Raw genomic sequence first — 23,553 nt, forward strand, 5'->3', positions numbered from 1 at the left:
CCGTGCATCGCCCGTCGCCCCCCAAAGTGTCCGATCACCCCAGCGCCAGACGTTCGTGGCGCAGCCCCTTGTTCCGGACGATACACCACTTTCGTCACTCAGCGACATAGTTTCTCTACGCTCCGTCACCAGCAAGGGAGTTGTGGACACACGGCGCAGGCGGGCGGTCGCGGAGCGTGTGCGGCGGACGACTCAGCCGGTGACCAACACCGTGTTCTCCACCGGCTCTCCGGCGGCGAACCGGGTGAGCTGCCGGGCCACCAGACGCTTCGCCCGGGGCTCGAACGCCGTACTGCTGCCGCCGACATGAGGTGTGATCAAGACATTCGGAGCGTGCCAGAGGGGGTGGCCCGGGGGCAGCGGCTCCGGATCCGTGACGTCGAGCGCGGCACGCAGCCGGCCCGACTCCACCTCCGCCAGCAGGGACTTGGTGTCGACGACGGGCCCGCGGGCCACGTTCACCAGCAGGGCTCCGTCCTTCATCCGCCCGAGGAAGCCGGCGCCTGCCAGGCCCTTGGTGTCGTCGGTCAGCGGCGTGCAGAGGATCACCACGTCCGCGTCCGGCAGCAGCCGGGGCAGGTCCGCGAGGGCGTGCACCGGCCCGTGTCCGGCGGTGCGGGCCGACCGGGCGACGCGGGTGATCCGCCCGCAGTCGAAGGGGACGAGCCGGTCCTCCACGGCCGCGCCGATCGATCCGTAGCCGACGATCAGGACGGACTTGTCGGCGAGGGCGTCGTAGAAGCCGAAGCGCCACTCCTCGCGGTCCTGGCCGCGCACCATGCCGGGGATGCCGCGCAGGGAGGTGAGGGTCAGGGTGAGGGCGAGTTCGGCGGTGCTGGCCTCGTGGACGCCGCGCGCGTTGCACAGCCGTACGCCGGGGCGCAGGTCGTCGAGACCGGGAAGGACGTGATCGATGCCCGCGGTGAGGGTCTGGACGACCTGGAGGGCGGGCATCGCCGCGAGCGGGCGCAGGGTCACGGCCTGGGACTTCATGTACGGGGTGACGTAGAAGACGCAGTCGGCCGGGTCGGCCGGGAAGGCCTCCTCGCCGTCCCACTGGCGGTAGCGGAAGGAGTCGGGAAGGCCGTCGATCTCCCCGGCGGGGAAGGGGAGCCAGACGTCCCCGGTGGTTGCATGCATGATCGCGAGGCTATGCGAAGGGATCCTGATCAAGCCGTTAGTTTGAGGGCCGGACCGGGAGGGGGACGCAGGGGTGGAGCGCAGGTCGATCGGGTCGGGACCGCTGACGGTCGGAGCCATAGGGCTCGGCTGCATGCCCATGAGCTGGGCGTACGCGCCTTCGCTGCGCCGGGGCGAGGAATCGGTGCGCACCGTGCACACGGCGCTGGACCTGGGCGCGAACCTGCTGGACACGGCCGATCTGTACGGGCCGTTCACCAATGAGCTGGTACTGGGGCGGGTGCTGCGCGAGCGGCGGGCCGATGCCTTCGTGTCCGCCAAGGTGGGGCTGCGGGCGGGTGAGCAGCATGTGGTGGCCGATGGGCGGCCGGGCTATGTGCGGCGGGCCTGTGACGCCTCGCTGCGGCGGCTGCGGACCGACGTCATAGACCTCTACCAGCTGCACCGGGTGGATCCAGACGTCCCGGTGGAGGAGACCTGGGGCGCCATGGCCGAGCTGGTGGGCGCGGGGAAGGTGCGCGCGCTGGGGTTCTGCGCCCTGGGCGCCGGGGCGGGGCCGGGCGCGGGGCGGCGCGGGGACCGGGCGTACGGGGCGACGCTGCGGCACCTGGAGCGGGTCCAGCAGGTGTTCCCGGTGACCGCGGTGCAGGCGGAGCTGTCGGTGTGGTCGCCGCAGGCGGCGTGGCAGCTGCTGCCGTGGTGCGCGGCGCGGGGGGTGGGGATGCTGGCGGCGATGCCGCTGGGCAGCGGGTTCCTGACCGGGACGCTGACACCGGGGCAGGGGTTCGAGGACGCGGACGTACGGGCCCGGCATCCCCGGTTCACGGCGCACGCGATGGCCTCGAACCAGGGAGTGGTGGCGGGGCTGCGACGGGTGGCGCGGCAGCACGGGCCGCAGGTCACGGCGGCGCAGGTGGCGCTGGCGTGGGTGCTGGCGCAGGGGCCGTACGTGGTGCCGGTGCCGGGGGCCGAGAGGGCGTGCTGGGCGGCGGAGAACGCCCGGGCGGCGCAGGTACGGCTCACGGCCGGGGAACTGGCCGAGATAGCGGCGCTGCCGGCGGCGGTTGGAGCCTGGGACTGAGGCGGAGGGGCTGCGGCCGGGAACGTCCCGACATCCACTCGATCGAGTGTACGACCGGCGGAACTTCGCGGGCCGCCGAGGCTGTTGAGTCAGGTGAAGGGCAGGAATCGGAGGACCGCGGGGAGAGGGAGCAGGACGATGCGATACGGGCAGAGCCACAGGGGCGGCGCTGGGACGGGTCCGGCGGGGTCGGCGGGTGGGCCGGGGCGGTACGAGGGCGGGCGCGCGCGGCACCGGGGTGTGCTGGCGGCGCTCGCGCTGGCCGGGTGCGGGACCTTGCTGGCGGCGGGCTGTTCCCCCTCGGGCGGCGGGCAGGCCGGTGGGGGCAGCTCCCCGCCGGGCTCGCGCCCCGCTGGGACGGCCCCGGCGACGCCATCGGGGTCACCGGAGGCGTCCGCGCCGCCCGCCAAGGGCTCCGTGACGGTGTCGGGCGAGGCCGCCAAGGGTCTGGAGTCGCCCTGGGGGGTGGCCCCACTGCCCGGCGGGGACCTGCTGGTGGCCTCCCGGGACCAGGGCACCATCAGCCGGATCCAGGTGGGCACGGGGACGGTGACGCGGATCGGCGAAGTCCCCGGGGTGGATCCGGGCGGTGAGGGCGGGCTGATGGGGCTGGCGCTGTCCCCGGACTTCGCCTCGGACCGGCTGGTGTACGCGTACTTCACGACCGAGTCCGACAACCGCATCGCCCGGATGCGTTATGACGACCAGAGAGCCGCCGGACAGCAACTGGGGGCGCCCGACACGGTGTTGAGGGGCATCCCCAAGGGATTCGTCCACAACGGCGGCCGGATCGCCTTCGGCCCCGACAAGATGCTCTACGCCGGAACGGGCGAGACCGGGGACAAGGGGCTGGCCCAGGACAAGAAGTCGCTCGGCGGCAAGATCCTGCGGATGACGCCGGACGGCGATCCGGTGCACGGCAATCCGGAGGCCGACTCCGTCGTCTACTCGTACGGGCACCGCAATGTGCAGGGCCTCGCCTGGGACAAGGACAAGCGGCTCTGGGCGGCGGAGTTCGGGCAGAACACCTGGGACGAGCTGAATCTCGTCGAGCCCGGCGCCAACTACGGCTGGCCGGAGGCCGAGGGGAAGGCCGGCAAGCCCGGCATGCGCGATCCGGTGGCCGTGTGGAGGCCCGCCGAGGCCTCGCCGAGCGGGATCGCCTGGGCGCGGGGATCGGTCTGGATGGCCGGGCTGAAGGGCGAGCGGCTGTGGCGCATCCCGCTGAACGGCACGGCGCCGGTGGCGGACCCCGAGGCATTCCTGGAGGGGCAGTACGGCCGGCTGCGCACCGTGGTGTCACTCGGCGGCGACAGGCTCCTGCTGGTCACGAGCGAGACGGACGGGCGCGGGTCGCCGGAAGCGGGCGACGACAGGATCCTGACTCTGACGGTGCGGTGACCGGCGGCCCCGGCAGGGGACGAAAGGCGCGGTGGACACGGTGTTCAACATGATCGAGGAACTGTTCAGCCCGGGACGCAAGAACACGAACGACGAGAAGAAGCGGCTGGAGCTGTCCCGGACCGACGTGAATGACGGCGACCCGGGGCGGGGTCCGATAGACCTCGACTCCGGCAAGGTGCTCATACGCCCGGCCGAGGGCGCCGAGGAGACGCCCTAACGGCGGCCCGCCGGGGCCGCGGGGGCGGCCGGGGCGAAGAGGCGCAGGCGGTGGGCGACGGCGGCCGCCTCGCCGCGGCCGGCGACGCCCAGCTTGGCCAGGATGTTCGACACGTGCACGCTGGCCGTCTTCGGGGAGATGAAGAGTTCCTCCGCGATCTGGCGGTTGGTGCTGCCCGTCGCGACCAGGCGCAGGACGTCCCGCTCGCGGCTGGTCAGGCCCAGGGCCTCGACGGGGTCGGTGTCCGGGGCGGGCGGGGCCGGGCGGGTGTCGTCGGCGGTCAGCGGGAGCCGGGCGCGCTGCGCCAGCAGAGCCAGGTCCTCGCGCAGCCGGCGGGAGCCGAGCCGGTCGGCGGTGGCGTGGGCGCCGCGCAGCAGGGCGGCGGCCGACTCGCGGTCCCCGCCCGAGGCCAGCAGCGCCTCGGCGAGCCGGTGGTGGACACGGGCCAGCAGGTAGGGGCGCTCCAGCGGGCGGATCGCCGCCTCGACCTCGGTCCAGTCGGCGACGGTGTCCCGGGCCTCGGCGCGGAGCAGCTCGGCCCGGAAGTACTCGGCGTGGGCGATCCACACCGGGGCCGGGGTGGCCAGGGAGCGGGCGGCGGTGCGCAGCACCTCCAGGGCGGCGTCCCGGCCGGCGTCGGCGACCGGCAGGCCTCTGGCGTCGGCCTCGGCGGAGGCGGCGGCCAGCAGGAGGGGCCAGGCGTAGCGGTGTTGGCCGAGGGGGAATCCGTAGGTGACGGCGGCGGTCATCTCGGCGCGGACGTCGGCTATGCGGCCCTGGCCCGCGGCCACTCCGACGGCCAGGCGGAAGAGCGGGATCCGGTGCTGGGGCTGGGTGTCGTGGGTGCCGAAGTGGTTGTGGGCGGCGGCGAGTTGCTGGGCGGCCTCGGCCAGTTCGCCGCGGGCCAGGGCCAGGTAGGCCAGCCGTGCGGAGGCGGAGCCGCGCGGGGCCGCGCTCTGGCCGACGCGCAGGGTGCGCAGGGCGGCTTCGGCGGCCTCGTCCCAGCGGCCGAGGCTGTACAGGCTCTCCGCCATGTTGCCGCGGACCCAGGCCTCGGTGTCGAACAGGCGTGACCGGGAGACGAGTTCGGCTCCCTCCAAGGCCAGGTCCACGGCCTCCCGTGACCGGCCCATGCTTTCCAGCTGAGAGGTGAGGTTGATATGTGCCCGTCCCACGATCAGGGTGAGCCCGAGGCAGGCGGCCCGGTCCTTGACCGCGTGCATCTCGGCGAGTCCGGCCTCGGGGTCGCCGGATTCGGTGAGCAGGCAGCCGACGGTGATGCGGGCGTTGAGCTCGGTCTCCTCGGCCCCGACCATGCGCGCGTACTCGACGGCGCGTTCGGCGGCGGCCAGGTTTCCGGGGCCGGGCTTGTGGAGCATGCCCCAGCCGGCGGCCCGGACCAGGACGTCGGCGTGCACCTGGGACGGGGGCAGCCCCTTGACCAGTTCCTGTGCTCGGGCGATCTCCTCCCAGCCGTCGCCGCGCCCGAGGCTGGCGATCAGCCGGGAGCGCTCGGTCCAGAACCAGGCGGCCCGCAGCGGGTCGCCGTCGTCCTCTTCCAGCATCCGCAGGGCCAGCTTGCTGGTCTTCAGGGCGCGTTCGCGTTCGCCGCCGAAGCGGGCCGCGACGGTGGCCTCGGCCAGCAGGTCGAGGCGCTGGAGCGGGGTGGTGGCCGGGTCGCAGCCGCACGGCGGGTAGACGTCGGTGTAGTCCGCCGGGCGCAGGGCCTCGCGTACGTCCTCCGGGGCGCTCTCCCACAGGTCCATGGCCCGCTCCAGCAGGCTGAGCTGTTCGGAGTAGGCGTGCCGGCGGCGGGCGGTGACCGAGGCGGCGAGGACTGCGGGCAGGGCCTTGGCGGGGTTGTTGGCCGCGTACCAGTAGCTGGCCAGCCGGATGACGCGTTCCTCGGCGCGGACGAGCGAGTCGTCGGCCTCCATGGCCTCGGCGTAGCGGCGGTTGACGCGGGCGCGCTCGCCGGGCAGCAGGTCGTCACTGACGGCCTCGCGGACGAGGGAGTGGCGGAAGCGGTAGCCGTCGCCGTCACTGGTGGCGAGGAGGATGTTGGCGCCGACGGCCGCCCGCAGGGCCTCGATCAGTTCGTCCTCGCCGAGTTGGGCCACGGCGCGCAACAGGGGGTATTCGACGGTGGAGCCGCCCTCGGCGACGATGCGCACCACGCGCTGGGCGGCGTCCGGCAGCACCTCCACGCGGACGAGCAGCAGGTCGCGCAGGGATTCGGTGAGGCCGGTGCGGCAGCCGCTCTGCCGGGAGGCGACGAGTTCCTCGACGAAGAAGGCGTTGCCGTCGGAGCGGTCGAAGACGGAGTCGAGATAGGTTTCCTCGGGCTGCGAGGCGAGGATTCCGGCGAGCTGGCGGCGGACTTCGCCCCGGTTGAAGCGGGGCAGTTCGATCCGCTGGACAGTGCGCAGCCGGTCCAGTTCGGCCAGCAGCGGGCGCAGGGGGTGGCGACGGTGGACGTCGTCGGCCCGGTAGGTGGCGATGAGGACGAGCCGGCCGCTGCCGAGGGTGCGGAAGAGGTACGCGAGGAGGTGCCGGGTGGAGGTGTCCGCCCAGTGCAGGTCCTCCAGGACGAGCACGACCGTGCGGTCGGCGGCGAGGCGCTCCAGCATCCTGGCTGTCAGTTCGAAGAGCCGGGCTGTGCTCTCCTCGTCGTGCGGGCCGCGGGGGGTCTCGCCGAGTTCGGGCAGGATCCTGGCGAGTTCGCCTTCCTGGCCGGCGGCCGCGTCGGCGAGCTCGTCGGGGAGCTGACGGCGCAGGCTGCGCAGGGCCGTCGAAAACGGGGCGAAGGGAAGTCCCTCCGCCCCGATCTCCACACAGCCTCCGACGGCCACCACCGCGCCGTGGCGGGCGGCCTCATTGAGGAATTCCTCGGTCAGCCGGGTTTTGCCGACTCCCGCTTCTCCCCCGATGAGCAGGGCCTGCGGCTCCCGGTCGGCGGCGCGGGTCAGGGCGTCGACGAGTACGGCCAGTTCGTCGGCTCGGCCGACGAACACCGGGCTGACAGATCTGGTCTCCACGCCGCCGAGCATCGCACAGAGGTGCGGGTCGACGGCACTGCTTATCGGTGCGCTTCTCATCACGCGTCAGCTCGCGCGGTTCGCGGCGCGGCTTACGCGGCGCGGGTGAAGCGGCTGCGGCTCCCTCTCACCGACCCCTCGGGTTCCTGGCTTCGCGAGGAGGAGGCGCGGTGTGCCTTCTTGGCCTCCCGGACCATCCGGTACTGGTCGGCCTCGCGGATGAGGTCGGCGCGGCGGGCGGTGGCCATCTCGTACTCGAACATCTCGTACTCCCTGGTCGCGTTTCTCGGGCACCTCGTTCGGTGTGATCCAAGATTCGCTTCCCAGAGGGTGCCGGCGCATCGGGCGCATGCCGCATCTGCTCGGGGCAGGGGGCCTTAGGCCGGGACCGAGGATCCCGGAGGCGGCCTAAGGCGGCCACGGGGAGTGCTTATTCGGCGGCCGTGGGCATGGGGACGAGGAGGTCGAAGTACATGAGGCCGAAGAGCAGGACGCCGAGGATGCCGAGCGCGACGGCGGCCCAGGAGACGGACCGGACCCAGGCCGGCAGGGTGCGGCCGGGGGCGCCGAAGGCGGGGCGGGCCAGGACGAAGACGGCGATGAGGAGGGCCAGGGTGGACACGACACCGTTGACCAGGGCGGTCATGTGCCAGGCGTCGCCGTACAGCGCGGCGATCTTCTCCTGGGTGGTGGTGGCGTTGGCCGCGTCCAGCTGGCCGATCAGCGTCTGGCGCTCGCCGATCACACGGGAGACCCAGGTACCGCTGAGGGCGACGAGCCCGAGGCCCGCGGCGACGACGGCGCCGGCCGCCGCGCCGACGACGGCGCTCTCGGCGTCCTCGGCCTCCGCTTCGCCGTCGAACTCGGCGTCGAGGTCCGCGTCGTACTCGGTATCGACGAGTTCGGTGGAGTCGGCCGCGGTGTCCACCGCCGCCTTGTCCTCAGGTGCGTCCGCCTCGGCGGTCGGGGCGGGGGTCTTCGTGATGTCCATGCGGGGCACCGTAGGCGGCGTTTCTGAGAGGTTCCTGAGAATCCTCGCAGGACGCCGCCCGCGGGCCGGTCGGCGGGAAACGGTCCGGTCAGGCTCCGGCGGCGCGGGACGCGGACCATTCGTCGGCGAGGACCGCCCAGATCTCGGTGTCCTGGCGGACCCCGCGGTGGAGGTGGTTCTGCCGCATGACACCCTCGCGGGTCAGGCCGAGTCGCTCGGCGACGGCGATGCTCTTCTTGTTGCCGGAGGCGACGTGCCACTCCACGCGGTGCATGCCGCGCACCTGGAAGGCCCAGTCGATCAGGACCCGGCAGGCCTTGGTGACCAGGCCCCGGCCGGCCGCGGCGGGTTCCAGCCAGCAGCCGACCTCGCAGTTGCCGGCGGCGGCGTCGAAGCTCGGGAAGAGGACTCCGCCGACCAGCGTGCCGCCGACCCGGATGCCGTACAGCCGGGCGCCGTCCGCGGCCGCCTTCTGCGCGTTCGAGCCGAGCAGCTGCCGCGCCGCGTCGAGGTCGGTGGCGCGGTCCGGGAAACCGACGTACTGGCCGATGAACTCGCGGCCGCGGTCCATGTGTGCCAGGAACTCCTCGGCGTGCCAGACCTCCAGCGGGAACAGCTGGGCGTCGTCGGCCAGGTCTATCGCGAACATACGGGCTTCCTTGCGGCTCGTAACCGGTCAGCGGGACAGCGAGGCCGGCTCCGCGTGGTCCGCGTTCGGCCCCTGCGCCGGAAGTCTGTCACGCGTACGGGTACGGCACTCCGGAGGCTCGATGCTGATACGGGGCAGCCGCCGGTCCAGCCAGGCGGGGAGCCACCAGTTCGCGCCGCCGAGCAGGTGCATGAGCGCCGGGACGAGCAGGGTGCGCAGAACGAAGGCGTCGAGTGCGACGGCGGCGGCGAGGGCGATGCCGAACATCGCGATGATCCGGTCGCCGCTGAGCACGAAGGCCAGGAAGACGGCGATCATGATGACCGCCGCCGAGTTGATCACCCGGCTGGTCTCGGCGAGGCCCACGCGGACGGCCCGCTGGTTGTCCCCGGTCGCCAGCCACTCCTCGTACATCCGGCTCACCAGGAAGACCTGGTAGTCCATGGACAGTCCGAAGAGCACCGACACCATGATCACGGGGAGGAAGGGCTCGATCGGCCCGGCGCTGCCCAGGCCCATCGCTTCGCTGCCCCAGCCCCATTGGAAGATCGCGACGACGACGCCGAAGGAGGAGGCGACGGCGGCGACGTTCATGGCGGCCGCCTTGAGCGGGATGCCGATCGAGCGGAAGGCCAGCAGCAGGAGCGCGCAGCCGAGGGCGATGACCACACCGACGAAGAGCGGCAGCTTCCCGACGATCACCTCGGCGAAGTCGTCGTAACCGGCCGTCACGCCTCCGACGTGGACCTCCATCGAGCTGCCGCGCCCCGCCCGCGGGATGACGTCCTCGCGGAGGGTGTCGACCAGCTCGCTCGTGGCCCGGGACTGCGGCGCGAAGTCCGGTACGACGGTCAGGACGGCGGTGTCTCCGCTCCGGTTGAAGACGGCCGGGCCGGCGGAGGCGACGCCGTCGGTGCGGCGCAGCGCCTCGGCGAGGCGGTCGACCGCGACCCGGGCGCCGGCGCCGTCGACCCGGGCGACGACGGTGAGGGGGCCGTTCGTCCCCGGCCCGAAGCCTTCGGCGAGCAGGTCGTAGGCCTTGCGGGTGGTGGAAGCGGCCGGGTTGTTGCCCTGGTCGGAGGTGCCGAGGTGGAGGAAGAGCGTGGGCAGCGCCAGGACGACCATGACGAGGGTGGCGAAGGCGCCCAGCAGTTTGGGGCGGCGCTCGACGAAGGCCGACCAGCGGGCGGCGAAGCCGGTGGGCGGCTCCGACCGGGGGCCCTCGGCGGCGAGCTTGCGGCGCTCGCGGCGCGAAAGGGCGCGCATGCCGATGAAGGAGAGGAGGGCGGGGAGCAGGGTCACCGAGGCGGCCACGGTCAGGACCACGGTGAGGGAGGCGGCTACCGCGACCCCGTTGAGGAACTTCAGCCGCAGCACCAGCATGCCGAGCAGGGCGATGCAGACGGTGGCTCCGGCGAAGACGACGGCCCGGCCGGTGGTGGAGACGGCGCTCTCGGCGGCCTCGTCGACCGCCAGCCCGCGCCCCAGTCCCTTGCGGTGCCGGGTGACGATGAACAGGGCGTAGTCGATGCCGACGCCGAGACCGACGAGGGTGCCGAGCATCGGGGCGAAGTCGGCGACCGGCATGGCGTGCCCGAGGAGGGTGATGCCGAAGTAGGCGCTGCCGACGCTGACCAGGGCGGTCGCGATGGGCAGCAGGCTCGCGGCGAGCGAGCCGAAGGCGAGGAAGAGGACCAGGGCGGCGATGGCGACGCCGATCACCTCGGCGAGGTGGGCGCTGGGTGCCTCCGTCAGGCCGATCGCGCGGCCGCCGAGTTCGACCTGGAGCCCGTCGGCCCGGGTGGCCTCGTTCTTCGCGGCGTCCACGACGGCCTGGGCCTGGGCCTTGGGTACGGAGTCGGCCGCCCGGTCGAAGGTGACCACGGCGTAGGCGGTGCGCCCGTCGCGGCTGATCCGCGCGGCGCTCTCGGGATCGGCGCCGTACGGGCCGGCGACCGATCCGACGCCGGGGAGTGCGGCGATGGCGTGCAGGGCACGGGTCATGCGCTGCTCGACGTCCGGCGCCCGGGCCGTCTGGTGGTCAGGGGTCCGCCATACGACGGTGTCGGTGTCACCGCCCTGGCCGGGAAAGCCGTCGCGCAGGAGGGCGTGTGCCTGGCCGGACTCCGTGCCGGGGACCTCGTAGTCGTTGGAGAAGGAGGTGCCGGCGGCCGTGGCCGCCGCGGCGGTCCCGCCGAGCGCGAACAGCCAGATCAGGACGGTGACCAGACGGTGCCGCATGCACCACCGTGCGATTGCTGCCAACGGACGTGCTCCCTGGTGGTTCGGATCTTCACCGGGAACAGCCCGACGTAAAGAACGCTTGAACGCGTGAAGGCCCGGCCGGCGTTCCGAGGGATCGCCCCGGGGCGGCACGGGTGATCTACACCTCAAAGATACGATCTCAGCGTTTCGTGATCGTTGGCCCGTTTCGTGTGCATCGTCACAGGCGGCTGGTCGGCCCGGTAGCCGGGGAGCGAGGGCCACCGGACGGTGAGCACCACCGTGTCCTCCTCGGCGTACCAGGAGTGGTCGACCCCGCGCCCCCAGACCACGTAGTCACCCTGCTCGGCGAGGACCACGGTGCGGCCGGGGAACTCCAGCCGGAACCGGCCGCTGATCAGAACCTGGAGCGCGGTGCGCTCCTCGCCGGTCACCCAGCGCTCGCGTTCCTCGCCCTTGGGGTGGACGCCCCACTTGATCTCCACGTCCTCGCTGTGGCGGGGATCGCCGGGGGACTTGAAGTGGCCGAGGAGCCAGCCCCGGTCGGCGGCGGCGTCGGGGGTGGCCTTGCCGGTGTAGATGGCGGAGTCGTCGTTCACGGGGGTGAGGTTAATGCAGTTGTGGCGGCGCTCCGCCACCTGGTCAGCTGAGCCGATGACAGCCATGGATCAAGACGAACTGCTGACGGCACGCGCCCGCTACGACGCGCAGATGCGCCGCGACGCGCAGCCCGACGCGCCGCAGGCACGCGTGGAGCGGGTGGGAGCCGTCGTACGGCAGACCGTGCCCGGCCTCGGCTGGAACGGCGTGCTCTGGTCGGACCTCGACGAGGAGACGGCGGACGCCGAGATCGCGGCGCAGGTGGCCCACTTCGGGGCGGAGTTCGAGTGGAAGCTGTACTCCCACGACCGCCCCGCGGACCTCGGGGACCGGCTGCGGGCGGCGGGCTTCGTGCCGGAGCCGGCAGAGACGCTGCTGGTGGCACGGACGGCGGACCTGGCCACCCTGCCGGTGGAGCCGCCGCAGGGGATCACCCTGCGGGTGGTGACGGACGAGGCCGGAGTGGATCTGATGATGGAGGTCCACGCCCGGGCGTTCGCCACCGAGCGGCCGGTCGTCCGGGAGCTGATGCTCAGCCTCCTGCGCGACGAGCCGGAGAGCATCGAGGCGGTGGTGGCGATGGCCGGGGACGTCCCGGTGAGCGCGGCCCGGATGGAGATGCGGCCGGGAACGTCCTTCGCCGGTCTGTGGGGCGGCGGCACCGACCCGCAGTGGCGCGGCCGGGGGATCTACCGCCTGCTGGTGGCCCACCGCGCCCGCGTGGCGGCGCAGCGGGGGATCCCCTACCTCCAGGTGGACGCCACGGACGACAGCCGGCCGATCCTGGAACGCCTGGGGTTCGGGGTGCTGGGGGTGACGGTCCCGTACGTCTGGCAGGGCTGATCCTGCGCCGGCGGGCGGACCGGAGCCGGTGGCCGCCGGTGGCCGCGCGGCGGTGGCGCTCACCGAAACGGCTTCCGCCGACCGGGAGGCCAGGGCAGGATCACCCCATGGACAGCACGGAGCACACCACCCCCACCGACACTGCGGGCAACGCGGCCGCGCACCGGGTCGGGCCGCCGCTCACCGGCGGGGAGCGGGAGACGCTGCGGGCCTACCTCGACTTCCACCGCGCCACCCTCGCCATGAAGTGCGAAGGCCTCGGTGACGCCGACCTGCGCCGCCGGGCGTCCCCGCCGTCCACGCTCTGCCTGCTGGGCCTGGTCCGGCACATGGCCGAGGTGGAGCGCCACTGGTTCCGCCGCACCCTCGGCGGCGCCGACGTACCGCATCTGTGGTCCGCCGACCACGACTTCCAGGCCGCCTACGACGCCTCCTCCGCCACCCGCGCCGAGGCCTTCGCCGCCTGGGAGGCCGAGGTCGCGCACTCCCGCCGCGTCGAGGCGGCCGCCGAGTCCCTCGACGTCACGGCGTACGTCGCGAAGTGGGAGCAGGACGCCTCGCTGCGCCTGGTGATGCTGCACATGATCCACGAGTACGCCCGCCACAACGGCCACGCCGACTTCCTGCGCGAGGCGATCGACGGCGCCACCGGCGCCTGACCTCAGCCAGGCTCCAGGAAGGCCTCAGGCGGCGCGCCAGTACCCCAGTGCGTTCACGCGCTGCTTCGGCAGGGCCAGTTCCTTGCGCAGGTACGAGGACAGAGCGCGCGTGGTCGCCGCGTCGCAGGCCAGCCAGACGTACGCCGAGGCCGCGTCGAGGCCGACCAGCTCCGGCAGCTCGGCCCTGACCCGCTCGGCCAGCGCCGCCCCGCTCCGCTCGACGCGCCTGACGTCGTGCCGGTCCGCGTCCGCCCGTAGGGGCAGCCCGGCGTCGGAGGCGTGCTGCGTCTCGAACCAGATCGTGGCCGGGGTCCGCGGGTACGCGTCCAGCAGGGAGTTGATCGCCGGCAGGGACGCCGCGTCGCCGATCACCAGCAGCCGCTCCGGCTCCGGCCGCGGCGCGGTGAAGCCCGTGCCCTGGACGGTGGCCTCGATGGTGTCGCCGGGCTCGGCGTCGCGCGCCCACTGGCTGGCGAGTCCGTCGTGCAGGGCGAACTCGAAGGCGAAGGTCCCGGCGGCCCGGTCCGGGTCCACCAGCGTGTAGGCCCGCTGGTGCGGCCGGCCCGCGCCCGGGAACCACACCCGCACCCACATCGTCGGGTGCGGTGACTCCCCGGCCGCCGCCAGCAGCCCGCCGTCGGTGAAGTGGATCCGCCGGAAGTGTTCGGTGACTTCCTCCACCGCCGTCACCGTGAACGTGAAGTCCTTGCCGCGAAGCAGCTTGAGGACCACGCCCTCCCAGCCCTTGCCGACCGCCATGTCCGCCCCTTCCCCTGACACCCTTATAGTTAGGCGAGCCTAACCTAAGACGCTGGGGGAGAGTGTGAGCAGTGTGAACACCGAGGCCTACGAGGTCTACCGCGACAGCTGGGGCATCCCCCACCTCCGTGCGTCCGACCCGCTCCGGCTCGCCTACGCCCAGGGCCGCGTCACCGCCGTGGACCGCGCCTGGCAGCTGGAGGTCGAGTGCCGGCGCGCCCAGGGCTCCAGCGCCGCCTTCCTGGGAGCGGACGCGGTCGCCTGGGACCGGTTCGCCCGCCAGGCCCGCCTCGACGACACCGCACGCCGCTGCTTCGAGGCCCTCGACGCCGATACGGCCGCCTGGGTCCGCGCGTACGTCGACGGCGTCAACGACGGCCTCGCCGAAGGCACGCGCCGCGACGAGCGCTTCACCCGCACCGGCCACACCCCGACTCCCTGGGAGCCGTGGGCGCCCCTCGCCATCTGGGTCGCCACGCACATCCTCTTCGCCGGTTTCGCCACCAAGCTCTGGCGCGACCGCGTCGCCCGCGCCCTCGGCGACGAAGCCGTCACCCTCTTCGCGACCGACGGACCCGGCACCGCCGGCAGCAACGGCTGGCTGGTGCCCGGCGACCGGACCACCACCGGTTCGGCGATCATCGCGGGCGACCCGCACCGCTTCATCGAAGACCCGGGCGTCTACCAGCAGATACGTCTCTCCTGCCCGGAGTACGACGTCCTCGGCCTGGCCGTCCCCGGCGTCCCCGGCCTCCCCCACTTCGGCCACACCGGCAGCGCCGCCTGGGCCATCACGAACGCGATGGCCGACTACCAGGACCTGTACGTCGAGCAGTTGCGCGGGGACGGCTCCGCCGTCGAGGCGCTGGGGCCGGACGGCGCCTGGGAGCCCGTCCACCGCCACACCGAAACCATCACGGTGGCCGGCGGCGTCGACGTCGAGGTGGAGATCCTGGAGACCGCCCGCGGCCCGATCGTCGTACGCCCGGACGCGGCGGGCACGGCGGACGCCGCGGACGCCACGGACACCGCGGGATCCCCCGACGGCCAGACCCTCTCCCTGCGCTACCCGCCCCGCGTCCGCCACGACCTCGGCTTCGCCGCCCTGCCCGCGCTGCTGCGCGCCCGCACCGTCGCCGACATCGACCGCGCCTTCGACGGCTGGGCCGAGCCCGTCAACGTCGTCCACGCCGCCGACTCCGAGGGCGGCCTGCTGCACCGCGTCGCCGGAGCCGTCCCGCGGCGCGACCGGGCCAACCGGCTCCGCCCCGTGCCCGCGTGGGACCCCCGGCACGCCTGGCAGGGCTGGTCACCGACCCCCGCCGAGCCCGTCCAGGGCTTCGCCGTGATGGCGAACGCGCGCGGGATCGCCTCCCCGCTCGGCGTGGAGTTCGCGCCCCCGCACCGGGCCAACCGGATCCGCGAGCTGCTCAGCGGCTCGACCGACTGGTCCCCGGAGGCGATGGCCGACGTACACCGCGACACGCACCTGGGCTCCGCCGAGCCGCTGCTCGCACTGCTGCCCGCCCTCGACGGCCTGTCCCCGGCGGCACAGAGCCTGCGGACCCGGCTGCTCGCCTGGGACCGTCACATGGAGGCCGACAGCACCGACGCCACCGTCTTCTCCGCCCTGCGCACCGCGACCGTACGCGGCCTCGCGGCCGATCCGGTCTTCGCGGGCCTGGCGGACGCCCCGGGCGGCCCGGAGGTGTTCCACCCCTGGCTCTACCTCGTCCCCCGCATCGGCTACGCCCTCGAGGGCCTGCTGACGACCTCCCTCCTCCCGGGCCTCGACCGCGCGGCGCACGTCCGCGCCGCCCTGGAGGAGACAGCGGCGGCCGACCGCCCCGACACGCCCTGGTCGCACGTGCACCGCCTGACCCCGTGGCAGGCGGTCCCCGACCCGGACGCCGAGTGGCCGGGGCTCGGCGGCGACCACGACTGCGTGAACGCCACCTCCTCCGTCCCCGGATTCACCGAACTCACCGCCCGCGCCTCGGCGGCCCGTTACGTGTGGGACCTGGCCCGCCGCGAGGACAGCCTGTGGGCGGTCCCGCTGGGGGCGGACGGCGTCTGGGGCTCCCCCCACCACCGTGACCAGCTCCCCCTCTGGGCGAACTGCGAACTCGTACCGGTCGTCACCGACTGGGCCCGCCTCACCAAGGAATCCGCATGATCTCCACCCGACAGCCCGTGTACAGCCACCTCGTCGAGGGCTTCGGCACGGTCACCGTCACCCCCGTCGACCCGGCCGCCGACTCGGCCCTGATTCACAGCTGGGTCACCGAGGAGCGGGCCCGCTTCTGGGGGATGGCCGAGTGCAGCCGTGAGCTGGTCCAGGAGATCTACGAGGACGTCGACCGCCGCACCACCCACCACGCGTTCATGATCAGCCGGAACGGCGAGCGGGTCGCGCTCTTCCAGACGTACGACTGCGCCGAGGACCGGGTCAGTGAGTGCTACGAGGTCCGGCCCGGGGACGTCGGCGTGCACCTGCTGATCGCCCCCAGCGACGGCGCGGCCCGGCACGGCTTCACGGCGAGCCTGATGAAGGCCTTCATGGCGTACGTGTTCTCCGACAGCCGCGTTCGCCGAGCGGTCGCCGAGCCGGACGCCCGTAACGACAAGGCCATCGCCCTCCTGGAGCGCACCGGCTTCACGCTCGGCCCGGAGGTCGAACTCCCGGAGATCGACCTCCCCGAGGTCTACCTCCCGGCCAAGCCGGCCCGCCTGGCCTTCCTCAGCGCGCCAGGAACCCGGTGATCAGCGACGCCCATTCGGCCGGGCGCTCGGCGAAGGGGAGGTGCCCGGTGGGCAGTTCCGCGAACCGCGCGCCCGGGAGGGCGTCCGCCAGCTCCCGCTGAAGGGCGAGGGGCGCGAGCCGGTCCTCGGTCGTCGCGATGACGAGGGCCGGTACGTCGATCCCCGCGAGCTCGGCCCGCAGGTCGGCCCCCTTCACCAGCGCGGCGTGATCCCCGCTGCCGGGCGGGATGGACGCGGCGAAGTCCCGTACGAGGTCCTCCACCTGACTGGAGGTCAGGCTTTCCAGTGCGGCCTCGCTCAGTGCGAGCGGTACGAGGAACCGCGCGAGCAGCTCGTTCTCTCCGCGCTCGGCGAGCCGGGACCAGAGGTCGGTGATCAGCCCGAGCCGGTGGCCGGCCCGCGCGAAGCTGGCGGTGATCACGAGGGCGGTGACCCGCTCCGGGTAGCGCGTCGCGACCCGTACGGCGACGTTCCCGCCGAGCGAGTACCCGAGCACGGCGAACCGCTCCAGCCCCTCGGCGTCGGCGGCGGCCACGAGCTGGTCGGCCAGCTCGTCCAGTTCGAGCGGCTCGGCGGCCCTCGGCGTACCCCCGGTGCCGGGGTAGTCGACCCCGACCACGCTGTACGCGGCAGCCAGTTCGTCCAGGATCGGCCCGAAGTTCGACTCGACGGCTCCTCCGCCGCCGTGGGCGAGCAGCAGCCCGGGGCCGCCGCTCTCCGTGCGGACGGTGCGGGCGTAGGGGGCGGTGGTGATGACGGGCATGGCGGAGCCTCACAATTTCCGTAGCGATCGTTACAGAAAGAACGGTACGCGAGTTCCCTATCGATCGCTACAGAACTCTTGGGTTTTGTACGGCCGATGCGCGGGCCCGTGGTCCTCGACGCGAACCTCAGCAGTCCCCCGCCACCTCGGCAGGTTCGATACCCTCACGGTTGGCTCCGGGCCGTCGGCAGGGCTCCGAACCGCCGTTGACAGGGGGATGTTTCCTTATGACCAGCGCACTTTCCGGCAGGCTCTTCCAACCGCTCACGCCGGCCGATCCCGCCATGGTCGGCGGATACCGTCTGGTGGCCGTGCTGGGCACGGGCGGCATGGGAAAGGTGTACCTCTCCTACACGCCGGGCGGCCGGCCGATCGCACTCAAGGTGATCCGGCCCGAGTTCAGCGAGGACCCCGAGTTCCGGCGGCGCTTCGAGCAGGAGGTGCGGGCCGCGCAGCGGGTGCAGGGCCTGTACACGGCGCCCGTCATCGACTTCGACACCCAGAGCGCGCAGCCCTGGCTGGCCACGGCCTACGTGCCGGGCCCCTCGCTCTCGCACGCCGTGGCGCAGTACGGCCGACTGCCCCTGCGCAGCGTGCTGCTGCTGACCGTCGGGTGCGCCGAGGCACTCCACGTCATCCACGGTGCCGGCATCGTCCACCGCGACCTGAAGCCCGCCAACGTCCTCCTCGCCGCCGACGGGCCGCGCGTGATCGACTTCGGCATCGCCCGCGCGGCTGACGCGACCTCCCTGACCGGCAGCGGCGTCAGCATCGGCACCCCGGCGTTCATGGCGCCGGAACAGGCGGCGGCCGGTACGGTCACTCCCGCCACCGACATCTTCGCCCTCGGCCAGATCGCGGCCTTCGCGGCCATCGGTGCCCCCGCCTACGGTGACGGATCCTCACACGCGGTGCTCTACCGCATCGTGCACGAGGATCCCGACCTGAGCAGCCTGCCCGCGGAGTTGCGGCCTCTCGTGACGCGTTGCCTCAGCCGCAGCCCGGCCGACCGCCCGAGCCTGCCCGAGATCATCGAGCTGTGCCACGAACTCTCACCCGTCCCGCTGCGCCAGGGTGAGGACTGGCTGCCGCAGACGGTCGCCGGTTCGATCACCGAGCGGCTGCGACTGCCCGAACCGGCGAGGACCCCGCCGCCGGTGCCCACCGCCGCGCCGACGCCGACGCCGACGCCGACGCCGACCGAATTCTCCCCCCAGCCCCCGACGCGGGGCGTGAACCCGTACGCGCCGCACGCCGCTCCGACGCAGACCGCGCCGGGCGTTGCGCCCGGCTATCCCGCGTCGCCGCCCGGGTACCGGACGCCGCCCGCGTTCGCGCCCGGCTACCACACCCCGCCGCCCTACAACCAGGCCGGCTTCGCGCCGACTCCGCCACCAGCACGGCCGCGGCGGACGGGACTGATCGTCGCCGGGGCCGTCGCGGCCGCGGTCGTCGTCCTGGCGGTCGTCGTCTCCCTCCTGCCGAACGGCACCGACAAGGGCAAAGATGCCAAGTCCCGCGAAAGCACCAGTCCGACCGGAGCCGCGTCCGCGGACAAGGAGCAGAAGCGGACCGATCCCCAGCCGGCCTCGTACGAAGGCATCGACCTGACGGCGAACTACTACCTCATGCTGGCCGACAACCCGCCCCGCCCGCTCGACGGCAGCAAGAACGGCGGCGTGCTCTACGCCCACGGAGACCTCTACTACTACTACGACACCCTGTTCGGCGAGCAGAGGGTGGGCACCGACAACGGACGCCTGGTCCTGTTGAACAACGCGCAGAAGGGCTCGCTGGAGACCTGCCGCACGGAGACGCGCTACACCGAGAAGATCGCCTTCGACCAGCTCACGGACGGGGCGCAGCTCTGCGTGCTCAGCGATGCGGGCCACGTGGCCGTGGCGACCTACCGCGGCAAGTCGGACCCGAGCAGCCCCAGCAGGTACCTCACCGTCGACCTGACGATCTGGCGCAACGCCGAGCAGCCGAAGGCCGACCGCTAACCCTGAGGGCGGAATGGACGGCAAGGGCCCGTATCACGTCAGACCGGCATGACCCGCCCGCACGTCGTACTCGGTGATCCACTTGCCGCGGGTCAGGAGCGTCATCCCCTCGATCTGAGTCTGGGCGACCAGCAAGCGGTCGAACGGGTCCCGGTGATGCTGCGGAAGCCTGGCCGCCCGCACACCGTGACCGGCCGTGATCGGCAGCGGGGTGAACTGGCTGTCCCGGACGCGCTCCGCCAGGTCCTCCGGGCCCGTCAGCTTCCCGAGGGACTGCTTGATCGCGACCTCCCACGGAGACACGGCGCTGACGTACACCGACGGCTCCGTGTCGAGCAGATCCTTGATCTCCCCGGACAGTTCGGCTGAGTCGGCCAGCCACCAGAGGACCACATGGGTGTCGAGAAGAAGCCTCATCAGCGCATCCCGAGGGCATCCGCGATGTCGTCGGGCAGCTCGTCGAAGTCGTCCGGGATGTGGATCGCGCCCGCGAGGGAACCGCGACCCGTCCGCCGGACCTTGGCCCGCAGTGGAACGACCTTGGCAACCGGTTCGCCCGCCTTGCTGATCACCACCTCTTCGCCGGTCGCCACCTGCTCCAGGATCCGGGAGAAGTGGATCTTGGCCTCGTGAACGTCGTACTGTCGAGCCGCTTCCATGGCTGCCTCCTGGCCAACGGCCTATGGACCGAGTAGCGGACCAAGAGTGGCTCAAAGACTCTGACCCCGTCAGGAGAAAGACGGAGTGGCCCGCCCCGGAACTCCTCGGAGTCCCGGGGCGGGCCACTCTCGTACCAGCGGACGTGCTCAGCCCTCGGAGACGCCCAGGCGTTCCAGGATGAGTTCCTTGACGCGCGCCGCGTCGGCCTGGCCGCGGGTGGTCTTCATGACCGCTCCGACCAGGGCGCCGACCGCGGCGATCTTGCCGCCGCGGATCTTGTCCGCGATGGCCGCGTTGCCCGCGATGGCCTCGTCCACGGCCGCGCCGAGCGCGCCCTCGTCCGAGACGACCTTCAGGCCGCGCTTGTCGACGACCTCGTCCGGAGTGCCCTCGCCGGCGAGGACGCCTTCGATGACCTGGCGGGCCAGCTTGTCGTTGAGCGAGCCGTCCGCGACCAGCGCCGCCACCCGGGCCACCTGCTCCGGGGTGATCGGCAGCTCGTCGACGACGACGCCCTGCTCGTTGGCGTTGCGGGCCAGCTCGCCCATCCACCACTTGCGCGCGGCGGCCGAGTCGGCGCCCGCCTCGATCGTGGCGACGATGGCGTCCACCGCGCCCGCGTTGAGGATCGACTGCATGTCGTGCTCGGTGACGCCCCACTCCTCGCGGAGCCGGTTGCGGCGCACACGCGGCATCTCGGGCAGGCCGCCGCGCAGCTCCTCGACCCAGGCACGGGCCGGGGCGATGGGGACCAGGTCGGGCTCCGGGAAGTACCGGTAGTCCTCGGCGTTGTCCTTGATGCGGCCGGCCGTGGTGGAGCCGTCCTCCTCGTGGAAGTGCCGGGTCTCCTGCACGATCGTGCCGCCCGACGTGAGCACCGCCGCGTGGCGCTGGATCTCGAAGCGGGCCGCGCGCTCGACGGAGCGCAGCGAGTTGACGTTCTTCGTCTCGCTGCGGGTGCCGAAGGGGGCTTCGGGGCTGGTGCGCAGCGACAGGTTCACGTCGCAGCGCATCTGGCCCTTGTCCATGCGGGCCTCGGAGACGCCGAGGGCCTTGATGACCTCGCGCAGCTCGGCGACGTACGCCTTGGCGACCTCGGGGGCGCGCTCGCCCGCGCCCTCGATCGGCTTGGTGACGATCTCGATGAGCGGGATGCCTGCACGGTTGTAGTCCAGCAGGGAGTGGGACGCGCCGTGGATGCGGCCGGTGGCGCCGCCGACGTGCAGCGACTTGCCGGTGTCCTCCTCCATGTGGGCGCGCTCGATCTCCACGCGGAAGATCTCGCCGTCCTCCAGCTGTACGTCGAGGAAGCCGTTGAAGGCGATCGGCTCGTCGTACTGGGAGGTCTGGAAGTTCTTCGGCATGTCCGGATAGAAGTAGTTCTTCCGGGCGAAGCGGCACCACTCGGCGATCTCGCAGTTCAGCGCGAGACCGATCTTGATGGCGGACTCGATGCCGATCGCGTTGACGACCGGGAGCGCGCCCGGCAGGCCGAGGCAGACCGGGCACGTCTGCGAGTTGGGGTCGGCGCCCAGCTCGGTCGAGCAGCCGCAGAACATCTTCGTCCGGGTGCCGAGCTCGACATGGACCTCGAGGCCCATGACGGGGTCGAACGAGGCGAGAGCGGCCTCGTACGACAGCAGTTCAGTGAAGGTCACGATGGAACTTTCCCTCTCAGCCCAGCAGGACGTCGTCGTCGCCCAGGCGCTTCAACTCGCGGTACAGGATCGCGAGGCCGGTGGCGATGGCGGCTGCGGACACAACGGCGTCGATCAGCTGGAGCGTGTCGTGATTGGCGCGGGCCTTGCGGGCCTGCTTGATCACGCTGATGGCACCGAAGGCGGTGGTGCCGATCGACAGGTAGGTGCCGGACTTGGACTTCTTGAAGCCCTTGGCCTTGGACAGTGCACTGGTCACAGCGACGGTGCCTCCTCAAGCAGCGGGTGGCCCCAGCGCTCGGTGAAGGCGGCCTCGATGGCGGCACCGACCTTGTACAGCCGGTCGTCCTTCATCGCCGGGGCGATGATCTGCAGCCCGACCGGGAGACCGTCCTCCGGTGCCAGGCCGCACGGGAGCGACATGGCGGAGTTGCCGGCCAGGTTGGTCGGGATGGTGCACAGGTCCGCGAGGTACATCGCCAGCGGGTCGTCGGTGCGCTCACCGATCGGGAAGGCGGTGGTCGGGGTCGTCGGGGAGACGATCACGTCGACCTGCTCGAAGGACTTCTCGAAGTCCTTGGTGATGAGCGTGCGGACCTTCTGGGCCGAGCCGTAGTACGCGTCGTAGTAGCCGGAGCTGAGCGCGTACGTGCCGAGGATGATGCGGCGCTTGACCTCGTCGCCGAAGCCGGCTTCGCGGGTCAGGGCGGTGACGTCCTCCGCGGACTTGGTGCCGTCGTCGCCGACGCGCAGGCCGTAGCGCATGGCGTCGAAGCGGGCCAGGTTGGAGGAGGCCTCGGACGGCGCGATCAGGTAGTACGCGGCCATGGCGAGGTCGAAGGACGGGCAGTCCAGCTCGACGATCTCGGCGCCGAGCTCCTTGAGGAGCTCCACCGACTCGTTGAACCGCTGGACGACACCGGCCTGGTAGCCCTCGCCGGCGAACTGCTTGACCACACCGACGCGCATGCCGGCGACCGAGCCGTTGCGGGCGGCCTCGACGACCGGCGGGACCGGGGCGTCGATGGAGGTGGAGTCGAGCGGGTCGTGCCCAGCGATGACCTCGTGCAGCAGGGCCGCGTCCAGGACCGTACGGGCGCAGGGGCCGCCCTGGTCGAGGGAGGACGAGAAGGCCACCATGCCGTAGCGGGAGACCGCGCCGTACGTGGGCTTCACGCCGACAGTCGCCGTGACGGCGGCGGGCTGGCGGATGGAACCGCCGGTGTCCGTGCCGATGGCGAGGGGGGCCTGGAAGGCGGCGAGCGCGGCCGCGCTGCCGCCGCCGGAGCCGCCGGGGATCCGGGTGAGGTCCCAGGGGTTGCCGGTGGGGCCGTAGGCGCTGTTCTCGGTGGAGGACCCCATGGCGAACTCGTCCATGTTGGTCTTGCCGAGGATGACGACGTCGGCTTCCTTGAGCCGGCGCGTCACGGTGGCGTCGTACGGCGGGATCCAGCCTTCGAGGATCTTCGAGCCGACGGTGGTCGGGACCCCGACGGTGGTGAAGATGTCCTTGAGGGCGAGCGGTACGCCGGCCAGCGGGCCGAGCTTCTCCCCGGCCGCGCGCTTCGCGTCGACGGCGCGGGCCTGGGCGAGGGCACCCTCGCGGTCCACGTGCAGGAAGGCGTGGACCTTCTCGTCCGTGGCCTCGATGCGGGCCAGGTGGGCCTCGGTGACCTCGACGGCCGTGAGCTCGCCGGAGGCGATCTTCTCGGCGGTCTGGGCGGCCGTGAGCTTGATGATGTGGGTGTCGGTCATGGTGATTAGTCCTCCCCCAGGATCTGCGGCACCTTGAAACGCTGCTGCTCCTGGGCGGGAGCGCCGGAAAGCGCCTGCTCGGGGGTGAGCGACGGTCGGACCTCGTCCGCGCGCATGACGTTCGTCAGCGGCAGCGGGTGGGAGGTCGGCGGGACGTCTTGGTCGGCGACCTCGGAAACGCGGGCGACCGCGCCGATGATGTCGTCGAGCTGTCCAGCGAAGTGGTCGAGCTCTTCGCTCTTCAGCTCCAGACGTGCCAGCCGAGCGAGGTGGGCGACCTCCTCGCGCGTGATGCCAGGCATGCGGCGATCCTCTGGGGGTGGTGAGTGTGTAGTTTCGGGCCCAAT

Annotated in this window: 23 protein-coding genes; 8 read left to right on the plus strand and 15 right to left on the minus strand. The window is 72.4% G+C overall.

The features are described 5' to 3' along the window. Positions 1-192: 192 nt before the first annotated feature. A complete protein-coding gene (locus ACWDYJ_RS19730; protein WP_451566844.1) occupies positions 193-1,140 on the minus strand; it encodes a 2-hydroxyacid dehydrogenase in 948 nt (315 codons plus the stop codon). Between the two features lie 73 nt (positions 1,141-1,213). Here ACWDYJ_RS19730 and ACWDYJ_RS19735 point away from each other — a divergent pair, with 73 nt between their 5' ends. The 3 genes from ACWDYJ_RS19735 to ACWDYJ_RS19745 all read left to right on the plus strand — a co-directional run bounded on the left by ACWDYJ_RS19735 (position 1,214) and on the right by ACWDYJ_RS19745 (position 3,842). Beyond that, on the plus strand, positions 1,214-2,221 hold the full coding sequence (locus tag ACWDYJ_RS19735; protein WP_451566845.1) for an aldo/keto reductase: 1,008 nt from the start codon (positions 1,214-1,216) through the stop codon (positions 2,219-2,221). 138 nt (positions 2,222-2,359) lie between these two features. Beyond that, positions 2,360-3,622 carry a PQQ-dependent sugar dehydrogenase gene (locus ACWDYJ_RS19740; protein WP_451566846.1) on the plus strand — a complete coding sequence of 421 codons (1,263 nt, stop codon included), beginning with the start codon at positions 2,360-2,362 and terminating at the stop codon, positions 3,620-3,622. Between the two features lie 49 nt (positions 3,623-3,671). Then, on the plus strand, positions 3,672-3,842 hold the full coding sequence (locus ACWDYJ_RS19745; protein WP_451566847.1) for a DUF6191 domain-containing protein: 171 nt from the start codon (positions 3,672-3,674) through the stop codon (positions 3,840-3,842). Here ACWDYJ_RS19745 and ACWDYJ_RS19750 read toward each other — a convergent pair. From ACWDYJ_RS19750 to ACWDYJ_RS19775, 6 genes are all read right to left on the minus strand, one after another. After that, positions 3,839-6,892, minus strand: coding sequence for a helix-turn-helix transcriptional regulator (locus ACWDYJ_RS19750; RefSeq protein WP_451566878.1), 3,054 nt, complete (start codon positions 6,890-6,892; stop codon positions 3,839-3,841). The two genes, ACWDYJ_RS19745 and ACWDYJ_RS19750, sit on opposite strands and share 4 nt — an antisense overlap. 80 nt (positions 6,893-6,972) lie before the next feature. Then, entirely contained in the window at positions 6,973-7,143 is a 171-nt protein-coding gene (locus tag ACWDYJ_RS19755; RefSeq protein WP_451566848.1) for a hypothetical protein, read from the minus strand. A gap of 167 nt (positions 7,144-7,310) precedes the next feature. Further along, positions 7,311-7,871, minus strand: coding sequence for a hypothetical protein (locus ACWDYJ_RS19760; RefSeq protein WP_451566849.1), 561 nt, complete (start codon positions 7,869-7,871; stop codon positions 7,311-7,313). A gap of 88 nt (positions 7,872-7,959) precedes the next feature. Continuing rightward, positions 7,960-8,520 (minus strand): GNAT family N-acetyltransferase, encoded by a 561-nt coding sequence (locus ACWDYJ_RS19765; RefSeq protein WP_451566850.1) that lies wholly within the window; start codon positions 8,518-8,520, stop codon positions 7,960-7,962. Between the two features lie 27 nt (positions 8,521-8,547). Next, a complete protein-coding gene (locus ACWDYJ_RS19770) occupies positions 8,548-10,785 on the minus strand; it encodes an MMPL family transporter (RefSeq protein WP_451566851.1) in 2,238 nt (745 codons plus the stop codon). A gap of 125 nt (positions 10,786-10,910) precedes the next feature. Further along, complete coding sequence (locus ACWDYJ_RS19775; protein WP_451566852.1) at positions 10,911-11,342, minus strand: signal peptidase I; 432 nt, start codon at positions 11,340-11,342, stop codon at positions 10,911-10,913. Positions 11,343-11,406: 64 nt separating this feature from the next. Between ACWDYJ_RS19775 and ACWDYJ_RS19780 the strand changes: the two genes are divergently transcribed. Together ACWDYJ_RS19780 and ACWDYJ_RS19785 are read left to right on the plus strand one after the other, a co-directional pair. Continuing rightward, positions 11,407-12,186, plus strand: a complete 780-nt coding sequence (locus tag ACWDYJ_RS19780) for a GNAT family N-acetyltransferase (RefSeq protein ID WP_451566853.1) — start codon at positions 11,407-11,409, stop codon at positions 12,184-12,186. Between the two features lie 107 nt (positions 12,187-12,293). Continuing rightward, positions 12,294-12,845 carry a DinB family protein gene (locus tag ACWDYJ_RS19785; protein WP_451566854.1) on the plus strand — a complete coding sequence of 184 codons (552 nt, stop codon included), beginning with the start codon at positions 12,294-12,296 and terminating at the stop codon, positions 12,843-12,845. A gap of 24 nt (positions 12,846-12,869) precedes the next feature. On the opposite strand, the gene ACWDYJ_RS19790 is transcribed toward ACWDYJ_RS19785, so the two are convergent. Beyond that, positions 12,870-13,604 carry a siderophore-interacting protein gene (locus tag ACWDYJ_RS19790; protein WP_451566855.1) on the minus strand — a complete coding sequence of 245 codons (735 nt, stop codon included), beginning with the start codon at positions 13,602-13,604 and terminating at the stop codon, positions 12,870-12,872. 64 nt (positions 13,605-13,668) lie between these two features. Between ACWDYJ_RS19790 and ACWDYJ_RS19795 the strand changes: the two genes are divergently transcribed. Both ACWDYJ_RS19795 and ACWDYJ_RS19800 read left to right on the plus strand, forming a co-directional pair. Beyond that, positions 13,669-15,780 carry a penicillin acylase family protein gene (locus tag ACWDYJ_RS19795; RefSeq protein WP_451566856.1) on the plus strand — a complete coding sequence of 704 codons (2,112 nt, stop codon included), beginning with the start codon at positions 13,669-13,671 and terminating at the stop codon, positions 15,778-15,780. Continuing rightward, on the plus strand, positions 15,777-16,367 hold the full coding sequence (locus tag ACWDYJ_RS19800; protein WP_451566857.1) for a GNAT family N-acetyltransferase: 591 nt from the start codon (positions 15,777-15,779) through the stop codon (positions 16,365-16,367). The genes ACWDYJ_RS19795 and ACWDYJ_RS19800 overlap by 4 nt, the downstream gene beginning before the upstream one ends. Here ACWDYJ_RS19800 and ACWDYJ_RS19805 read toward each other — a convergent pair. Beyond that, a complete protein-coding gene (locus tag ACWDYJ_RS19805) occupies positions 16,345-17,130 on the minus strand; it encodes an alpha/beta fold hydrolase (protein ID WP_451566858.1) in 786 nt (261 codons plus the stop codon). The two genes, ACWDYJ_RS19800 and ACWDYJ_RS19805, sit on opposite strands and share 23 nt — an antisense overlap. 227 nt (positions 17,131-17,357) lie before the next feature. Between ACWDYJ_RS19805 and ACWDYJ_RS19810 the strand changes: the two genes are divergently transcribed. After that, positions 17,358-19,133 (plus strand): serine/threonine-protein kinase, encoded by a 1,776-nt coding sequence (locus tag ACWDYJ_RS19810; RefSeq protein ID WP_451566859.1) that lies wholly within the window; start codon positions 17,358-17,360, stop codon positions 19,131-19,133. Positions 19,134-19,166: 33 nt separating this feature from the next. Here ACWDYJ_RS19810 and ACWDYJ_RS19815 read toward each other — a convergent pair whose 3' ends face one another. The 6 genes from ACWDYJ_RS19815 to gatC all read right to left on the minus strand — a co-directional run bounded on the left by ACWDYJ_RS19815 (position 19,167) and on the right by gatC (position 23,508). Then, a complete protein-coding gene (locus tag ACWDYJ_RS19815; protein WP_451566860.1) occupies positions 19,167-19,550 on the minus strand; it encodes a type II toxin-antitoxin system VapC family toxin in 384 nt (127 codons plus the stop codon). Further along, positions 19,550-19,792 carry a type II toxin-antitoxin system Phd/YefM family antitoxin gene (locus ACWDYJ_RS19820; protein ID WP_451566861.1) on the minus strand — a complete coding sequence of 81 codons (243 nt, stop codon included), beginning with the start codon at positions 19,790-19,792 and terminating at the stop codon, positions 19,550-19,552. The genes ACWDYJ_RS19815 and ACWDYJ_RS19820 overlap by 1 nt, the downstream gene beginning before the upstream one ends. Positions 19,793-19,939: 147 nt before the next feature. After that, positions 19,940-21,451 (minus strand): Asp-tRNA(Asn)/Glu-tRNA(Gln) amidotransferase subunit GatB, encoded by a 1,512-nt coding sequence (gene gatB / locus ACWDYJ_RS19825; protein ID WP_451566862.1) that lies wholly within the window; start codon positions 21,449-21,451, stop codon positions 19,940-19,942. A 16-nt stretch (positions 21,452-21,467) separates the two neighbouring features. Next, positions 21,468-21,710, minus strand: a complete 243-nt coding sequence (locus ACWDYJ_RS19830) for a hypothetical protein (RefSeq protein ID WP_451566863.1) — start codon at positions 21,708-21,710, stop codon at positions 21,468-21,470. After that, the gene (gatA, locus tag ACWDYJ_RS19835) at positions 21,707-23,206 is read right to left on the minus strand and encodes an Asp-tRNA(Asn)/Glu-tRNA(Gln) amidotransferase subunit GatA (protein WP_451566864.1); all 1,500 of its coding nucleotides are present in this window, start codon (positions 23,204-23,206) and stop codon (positions 21,707-21,709) included. Before gatA ends, ACWDYJ_RS19830 begins: the two co-directional genes overlap by 4 nt. 5 nt (positions 23,207-23,211) lie before the next feature. Continuing rightward, positions 23,212-23,508, minus strand: coding sequence for an Asp-tRNA(Asn)/Glu-tRNA(Gln) amidotransferase subunit GatC (gatC, locus tag ACWDYJ_RS19840; RefSeq protein WP_007266718.1), 297 nt, complete (start codon positions 23,506-23,508; stop codon positions 23,212-23,214). Positions 23,509-23,553 lie beyond the last annotated feature (45 nt).

The organism is Streptomyces sp. NPDC003042, from assembly GCF_053591315.1.

Coding starts and splice junctions, on each gene's coding strand:
- ACWDYJ_RS19730 (WP_451566844.1), bottom strand. CDS start 1,140: ATGCATGCAACCACCGGGGACGTCTGGCTCCCCTTCCCCGCCGGGGAG.
- ACWDYJ_RS19740 (WP_451566846.1), top strand. CDS start 2,360: ATGCGATACGGGCAGAGCCACAGGGGCGGCGCTGGGACGGGTCCGGCG.
- ACWDYJ_RS19745 (WP_451566847.1), top strand. CDS start 3,672: ATGATCGAGGAACTGTTCAGCCCGGGACGCAAGAACACGAACGACGAG.
- ACWDYJ_RS19750 (WP_451566878.1), bottom strand. CDS start 6,892: ATGCTCGGCGGCGTGGAGACCAGATCTGTCAGCCCGGTGTTCGTCGGC.
- ACWDYJ_RS19755 (WP_451566848.1), bottom strand. CDS start 7,143: ATGTTCGAGTACGAGATGGCCACCGCCCGCCGCGCCGACCTCATCCGC.
- ACWDYJ_RS19760 (WP_451566849.1), bottom strand. CDS start 7,871: ATGGACATCACGAAGACCCCCGCCCCGACCGCCGAGGCGGACGCACCT.
- ACWDYJ_RS19765 (WP_451566850.1), bottom strand. CDS start 8,520: ATGTTCGCGATAGACCTGGCCGACGACGCCCAGCTGTTCCCGCTGGAG.
- ACWDYJ_RS19780 (WP_451566853.1), top strand. CDS start 11,407: ATGGATCAAGACGAACTGCTGACGGCACGCGCCCGCTACGACGCGCAG.
- ACWDYJ_RS19785 (WP_451566854.1), top strand. CDS start 12,294: ATGGACAGCACGGAGCACACCACCCCCACCGACACTGCGGGCAACGCG.
- ACWDYJ_RS19790 (WP_451566855.1), bottom strand. CDS start 13,604: ATGGCGGTCGGCAAGGGCTGGGAGGGCGTGGTCCTCAAGCTGCTTCGC.
- ACWDYJ_RS19800 (WP_451566857.1), top strand. CDS start 15,777: ATGATCTCCACCCGACAGCCCGTGTACAGCCACCTCGTCGAGGGCTTC.
- ACWDYJ_RS19805 (WP_451566858.1), bottom strand. CDS start 17,130: ATGCCCGTCATCACCACCGCCCCCTACGCCCGCACCGTCCGCACGGAG.
- ACWDYJ_RS19810 (WP_451566859.1), top strand. CDS start 17,358: ATGACCAGCGCACTTTCCGGCAGGCTCTTCCAACCGCTCACGCCGGCC.
- ACWDYJ_RS19815 (WP_451566860.1), bottom strand. CDS start 19,550: ATGAGGCTTCTTCTCGACACCCATGTGGTCCTCTGGTGGCTGGCCGAC.
- ACWDYJ_RS19820 (WP_451566861.1), bottom strand. CDS start 19,792: ATGGAAGCGGCTCGACAGTACGACGTTCACGAGGCCAAGATCCACTTC.
- gatA (WP_451566864.1), bottom strand. CDS start 23,206: ATGACCGACACCCACATCATCAAGCTCACGGCCGCCCAGACCGCCGAG.
- gatC (WP_007266718.1), bottom strand. CDS start 23,508: ATGCCTGGCATCACGCGCGAGGAGGTCGCCCACCTCGCTCGGCTGGCA.